General features: G+C 54.8%; 8 protein-coding genes. 2 read left to right on the top strand and 6 right to left on the bottom strand.

The genetic code is table 11. The features are described 5' to 3' along the window. Window positions 1-363 (top strand): CobW C-terminal domain-containing protein (locus tag AC3B8H_RS18050; protein ID WP_488442930.1); only part of this gene is annotated, 363 nt, incomplete at its 5' end. A 62-nt stretch (window positions 364-425) separates the two neighbouring features. After that, a complete protein-coding gene (locus AC3B8H_RS18045) occupies window positions 426-818 on the top strand; it encodes a hypothetical protein (protein ID WP_168031381.1) in 393 nt (130 codons plus the stop codon). A 155-nt stretch (window positions 819-973) separates the two neighbouring features. Here AC3B8H_RS18045 and AC3B8H_RS18040 read toward each other — a convergent pair whose 3' ends face one another. The 6 genes from AC3B8H_RS18040 to AC3B8H_RS18015 all read right to left on the bottom strand — a co-directional run bounded on the left by AC3B8H_RS18040 (window position 974) and on the right by AC3B8H_RS18015 (window position 5,297). Next, window positions 974-1,435 (bottom strand): YaiI/YqxD family protein, encoded by a 462-nt coding sequence (locus tag AC3B8H_RS18040; protein ID WP_488442929.1) that lies wholly within the window; start codon window positions 1,433-1,435, stop codon window positions 974-976. 136 nt (window positions 1,436-1,571) lie between these two features. After that, window positions 1,572-2,210 carry a hypothetical protein gene (locus AC3B8H_RS18035; protein ID WP_488442928.1) on the bottom strand — a complete coding sequence of 213 codons (639 nt, stop codon included), beginning with the start codon at window positions 2,208-2,210 and terminating at the stop codon, window positions 1,572-1,574. Between the two features lie 290 nt (window positions 2,211-2,500). Further along, window positions 2,501-2,944 carry a DUF5658 family protein gene (locus AC3B8H_RS18030; protein WP_488442927.1) on the bottom strand — a complete coding sequence of 148 codons (444 nt, stop codon included), beginning with the start codon at window positions 2,942-2,944 and terminating at the stop codon, window positions 2,501-2,503. 62 nt (window positions 2,945-3,006) lie between these two features. Then, the gene (locus AC3B8H_RS18025) at window positions 3,007-3,147 is read right to left on the bottom strand and encodes a hypothetical protein (RefSeq protein WP_488442926.1); all 141 of its coding nucleotides are present in this window, start codon (window positions 3,145-3,147) and stop codon (window positions 3,007-3,009) included. A gap of 535 nt (window positions 3,148-3,682) precedes the next feature. Then, window positions 3,683-4,342: a hypothetical protein gene (locus AC3B8H_RS18020; RefSeq protein ID WP_488442925.1), complete on the bottom strand. Its 660-nt coding sequence runs from the start codon at window positions 4,340-4,342 to the stop codon at window positions 3,683-3,685. Window positions 4,343-4,490: 148 nt separating this feature from the next. Then, window positions 4,491-5,297 carry a bestrophin-like domain gene (locus tag AC3B8H_RS18015; protein WP_488442924.1) on the bottom strand — a complete coding sequence of 269 codons (807 nt, stop codon included), beginning with the start codon at window positions 5,295-5,297 and terminating at the stop codon, window positions 4,491-4,493. Between the last annotated feature and the right edge of the window lie 112 nt (window positions 5,298-5,409).

Genomic DNA, 5,409 nt, shown 5'->3' with positions numbered 1-5,409 from the left:
CGGCTACCTGGCGTCGCCAATCCGACCGGGCATGCATTCCAAAGCTTATCCTTGTACTTCGAACAAACGCCTGACTGGCCGCGATTACAAAGCCGGTTACAGCGGCTTCTGACCCAATTCAATAGCGCGCTACCCAGAATCAAAGGCGTGGTTTATCCGCCCGATCTTAGCGGGCCGGTCGCGATCCAGGCCGCTGCCGGCCGGCTTTATCCGGCAACGCCGCTACCGCCGCGCGCCAATGACGATCGGCGCGGCCGCCTGATTTTCATCAGCGCCGGCTCGGCCGATGCGCTGGCCGAGACGCTCGGCGCGCTGTTTGCCGATGGCGACCCGCCGCCGACGCTTCGACTGCATTCCCACTGAGCGGGCGGCACGCGGCGTGCTACAATCGCGACCTTTCCCACAAGCAATTCAAGGAATTTATCATGTCCTATCGCAAACTGGCGGCGCTGGCGCTGTTGACTCTTTCTTTCGGTGCCGGCGCGGCGGAACAGCCTTTGACCCAAGCCGAATTGCTCGGCACCTGGCAAATCGATAAGGAATCCTTGAATGCCGACGGCAGCGGCGCCCGCGGCCTGAACACCACCTGGACATTCAAAAACGACGGCACGCTGGAAGGCATTACCCAGGATTCGGACTCTCATGCCCGGATCGATCAGTTGAAGGCGATACTGAATTATTCGGTGGAGAACGGCAAACTGAACAAGCAAGCCGCGCCCGGCCGCTCTAAAATGGAAACCTGCACCGCGGTCGAGAAAGACGGCGCGAAAATGGTCTTGAAATGCCAATCCATCTATTTCTTCATGACCAAGAAATAGATCCCTCGTGGTACTCGATCCCGCTTCAACACTTTGGCCGGGATCGCGGCCACGAAGACCCCGGCGCGTTCCCAATACTGCTTAGCGATAAAAAGACTGGGCGGCTTGCCGGCGATCGCTAACGACAACGTGGCGCCGAGCGGCGTGGCTGATGGTTACTGACCCGGCGCGCGGCTTAAGGTCGCCAAAAATCGGTCCAATTGATTGGCAAACGCTTGAATGTCTCGCGGATGCAGGGGCGATGGTCCACCGGTATCGACGCCGCTGGCGCGCAGACTGTCCATCATCGAGCGAATTTGCAACCGTTCGCCGATGTTTTCCTTGGAATAGCGCTCGCCGCGCGGGTTGATGGCATGTCCGCCCTTGGCAACGACTTCCGCCGCCAACGGAATATCGGCGGTGATCACCAGATCGCCCGGTTCCAGGCGTTTGACGATTTCGTTATCCGCCGCATCGAATCCGCTACTGACCAGCAGCATTCTGATATAGCGCGACGGCGGAACCGGTAGCGGTTGGTTGGCGACCAAGGTAGTCGCCAACCGGCGGCGCTCGGCCGCTCTGAACAAAATATCCTTGATCGGCTTCGGACAGGCATCCGCGTCAACCCAAATATGCATAATGGCTTTAGTCTTAAAGGATGGCTAAACGATTAATCGGCCCGAGCGCGGACTTTCACGCCAACGCGGATTCAAATCCGGCGAGTTTTGAACGCGGGGACAGCACCCGCGTTAACCCGACAACGATCCAGCCCCGTCAAGGTACGCTGACCTTGCCGCTCGTCGCTTGAAACGCGCCTTGCCGGTAAAGCTGATCGTAGAGATGGTCGGCTATTCGTTCGAACATGGCCTGCTCGTTGCGCGCGGCAAACGGCAATGCCAGCCACAAAAACAATTCCATATAGACCTCATTCGCTTCTTCGACCCTGGCGGCGTAAGACTTACCGGACTTTGCATCAACCAACGTAAAGCGAATATCGTAATTTTGGGTCACCGTATAAGGGACTACAAACAACGTCAGGCCGCTGAGGATTTGCATAGCGATACTGGACTCGCCATGCTGGCTGCCGGACAAAGTCAATTGATAATCGGCCCGGCCGGTAAATTCGCCCGGCGCAACCGCTTCGTGATCGCGGATATACGCTCTGTCCACCCAGGCGTTCATTACATTCTGGTTGATCAACACGCCGGCCAGATGGTCGGTCACCAGACCGCCGCCGTCCAACGTAAACGCGAAATCGCCAACCGTATGCTCTACCATCGGCCTCATCGCGTTCGCTTGCGGCGTGATCGGCCGCAGTTTGCCTCCCTCGGTGACATAGGCGCATCCGGTCAAGCCGGCGATGAACAAGGCCGCGCAAAATCGGCCAAATAAGCTCAGGAACGGAATTTTCATGCGGAATTTATCGTGGCCGGCGGCGTTTTTAAATTGCCGTCAATTGGACTGGCGGTTGGGTCGTTGCAGTATAGAAGCAAGAGGTTTCGGCGTCCAACATCGGACGACTTCGCGCAGCCTGAGGGTAGCCGACGAATCGGATAAACAACGGGATTTCAGATTCGAAATCCCTCCCGCCGGAGCGGGAACCGGGATTCGAACAGCAACGGACGATAAAAGTACGACGTTTACATCAACAGCGTCGAGCCTAAAACCAGCCCACGCGTTTCAAGCGGATGGGTGGGGCGGAATCAGGCACCCATGACCAATGCAAAATTATTGGTCACTACCCAACTGTAAAAGGCATCGGCCCATACCAAGGTGGCGGTACCCCAACGCCCTTTGATCGAATGACGGTCGAAGAAGATAAAAGCAATCACCAAAAGTATCGCAACTTTCAGCGATGTAATGGCCAATCCCAACCCCACCAAACCGGCGAAGTAATTCAAAATGGGATTGACCTCGTCCACATCGGTAAAACTCAAGCCGAAATAAGTAATCGCGCCATCGGCAATGTGCAATAAGCCGAACAACACCAACATTGCCGCATTTAATTTATGTCGAGTCGGAATTTGCCATCCACTCAGCGCTCCAAAAAAACCAGGCCTCTTCACTTTAGGCATTTCGCTGCCTTTTCGAACTTTCATGTGATACTCCTCATACGGATTGACGCCGAACCCGGCGATGAAAGACATGGACTTTCATCGCCAACGCCTTGGGTTGTGTAACTAAAACCATGACGGCCGGACAGTATCACTCAGGCCAGATTGCTGGAAATTGAAGCCGCGCCGAACATCAATGTAGAAATAACGAATTGGCCCGACAGAAAACCGAGCATACCGATAATAAACAACAAACCGGTGGCAATATCTCTATAAAAGCTGTTTGAAGCATTCATATTTACATCCCGGACTGAATTCAGTCGCTGAGTTATTGAAGACGGCTCCACTATAACTCGCAGGCATTAATTTACAATACCATGCTGAATGCATTGTTTATTTCCAATTAAGAAATAAAGTTTCGGCAATCCCTACCGCCTTTCAGCCCGTCCCACATAAGAGATGGCTAATATGATAGGGCTTTTTCGGTTGCTCGGCGAGTTATTCCACGAAAACCCGGGCTTGCTCGCAGTTTAATATGACAAGACATTGATTTTGCTGATACGCCATTCGCCCGGCTAAAGTCACCAACCGTGCTCTGGAATGGAGCCGCGCGCGGCATCGCTCGCAAGCCCCGCAATTCGCCCCGCAAAACGTCAGGCGAGCTCCGGTTCGGCTCGGCGACGCAAACACCAATCCAAATCAGAAACGGTAGGCATGTTTCCGAAATTCGGCGCGGTCGAAGTATCTGAAAACCCATCGGCGCGATTACCGATGGGACAAAGGTCGAGAAGAGTCGGCAACGGTTAATCCTTATCTTCGCGAATACCGCGATTAAGCCGCAATCGAGTTTGCGCGCTGCCCACGTCGATCTTTCCAACCGATCAAGCCAAGCAACACCGAACCCATCAGCCAAGCGGCGCCGGGCAACGGCACCGCGGCTATTTTAAAGTTCAAGGAAAACGTGTCCAGGGTTCTGCTTTCACGCAACCAAACCGTGTAGCTGCCCGCCCCTAACGCGCTGGGCAATTGGGTACCGGTAAACGCCCCGGTGGCAATCAGACTGGGAAACACATCTTCCCCCACATTCGTGGGAATGACGCCGTTGATCGGGGTTGTGCCGACCGGAGCGCCCAATAGCGCGTAACCATCGACCGCGGCTGGGTCGACGACGCTAGGCGTGATCGTGGTGCCTTGCTTCAAGCCGAAAAACGCCACGCCGGTCGCGGTGGGGTTACTACCAATCTGGCTAAAGGTGAAGGCCTGTAATCGAATAGAATTCAGTTGATAGCCAACTGCGATGTCGAACGTAAAAAAACGCGAATCCGCACCGGCGCTAGGGTCCAATCTCACATCGACCACGTTGTCGCCCGCGGAAAAACTGAGCGGAGTAGGATTGGAGCCGTCGGTCGATAAATCCAACACCGCGGCGCTGGCCGTGTTTGATAAGGTCGCCAACAGTAAAACGCCCGCCAATAAAACATTCTGGTTCATAAAAACTCCGGGTTGATAGGTTTTCCTTGAAATAGTGCCGAACAACCAAAACGGACCTAGGCCACATTTTTTCGACTCAGGAACACTACTAGAAATTATTCAGGAGATCAAGCCGGCTCCAGCGTCCGTTCGGATGACTGGGCTTGCTTTATTGCTTGCCGACGTCGGGAAGATCGCGAATACCGATCTGTAAATCGAGCATGCTTTTCTGACTGACTTGAATCCAACCACGGCGCGGACGGTCCAAATCGAGGATGATAAATACCAATATCACGATCAGTCCCACTAAAATGTGGGTAACGAAGGAAGGACGATGCCCGGCCAACCCGGTGGCATAGCCAACCACAGCGCCGGTCATGATGAAGGTAATATAGAGCAAGAGCAGTACGAACTCGGGCACGTGCCGCGCCAGCTCCGCGTCGCGTTTACCGTAATTGTCGATTAATTCGTTCAAGGTTTGCACGAACAAGCCGCTGGTGACCGGCCTTGGGTCGAGTTCCACCGCCCGCCGCGCATAATCCCACAACGCCGAATGCAGTCGGCTAGTTTCGGCGACCATCCCGCTGAGCGTTTGGTGGGCAGTCAAATTGATTTCCCCGGCCTTGACCCGCAGATCGACGTACTCGCGCAACAATTTACCCACCTCGTCCCGCACGCCGACCGGCAACAACCGCGAACGTAAGTAGGTGGTCCCTATTGCGTTGGCTTCGTCGACCACCGCCTCGCTACGACTATCGTAGCGCTGCAACGACAACGAAAACGTAAATCCCAGCAACAGAGCCAATATTCCCAGCAACGATGCCGAAGTCGCGTTGACATGTTGCTTGAAATCCTCGCCGGCGACATGCTCGGAGCGAGCGCCCAATCGATAACCACTTTCTATAGCCAACAGCATGGAAACCAACAGCACCCCGGCTATCAGCAAACTGTCAATGTCGTACATAAATTCGGTCATGGCGAAAAGGCGGTTATAAAGAGGGATGGAAAAAACTTCGGGAAAGCCCCGATCGAGTCGTTGGACAGCCTCTGGATCCGCTGGCGCGGAACGTCGTCAGACCACGGACAAC

Source organism: Methylomonas sp. BG-2, from assembly GCF_057766305.1.
The sequence above is the reverse complement of the archived record's forward strand: the minus strand, read 5'-3'. Positions and strand labels throughout refer to the sequence as shown.

Excerpts from the sequence above, each read along its gene's own strand:
- AC3B8H_RS18045 (WP_168031381.1), top strand. The coding sequence starts at position 426 with ATGTCCTATCGCAAACTGGCGGCGCTGGCGCTGTTGACTCTTTCTTTC.
- AC3B8H_RS18040 (WP_488442929.1), bottom strand. The coding sequence starts at position 1,435 with ATGCATATTTGGGTTGACGCGGATGCCTGTCCGAAGCCGATCAAGGAT.
- AC3B8H_RS18035 (WP_488442928.1), bottom strand. The coding sequence starts at position 2,210 with ATGAAAATTCCGTTCCTGAGCTTATTTGGCCGATTTTGCGCGGCCTTG.
- AC3B8H_RS18030 (WP_488442927.1), bottom strand. The coding sequence starts at position 2,944 with ATGTCTTTCATCGCCGGGTTCGGCGTCAATCCGTATGAGGAGTATCAC.
- AC3B8H_RS18025 (WP_488442926.1), bottom strand. The coding sequence starts at position 3,147 with ATGAATGCTTCAAACAGCTTTTATAGAGATATTGCCACCGGTTTGTTG.
- AC3B8H_RS18020 (WP_488442925.1), bottom strand. The coding sequence starts at position 4,342 with ATGAACCAGAATGTTTTATTGGCGGGCGTTTTACTGTTGGCGACCTTA.
- AC3B8H_RS18015 (WP_488442924.1), bottom strand. The coding sequence starts at position 5,297 with ATGACCGAATTTATGTACGACATTGACAGTTTGCTGATAGCCGGGGTG.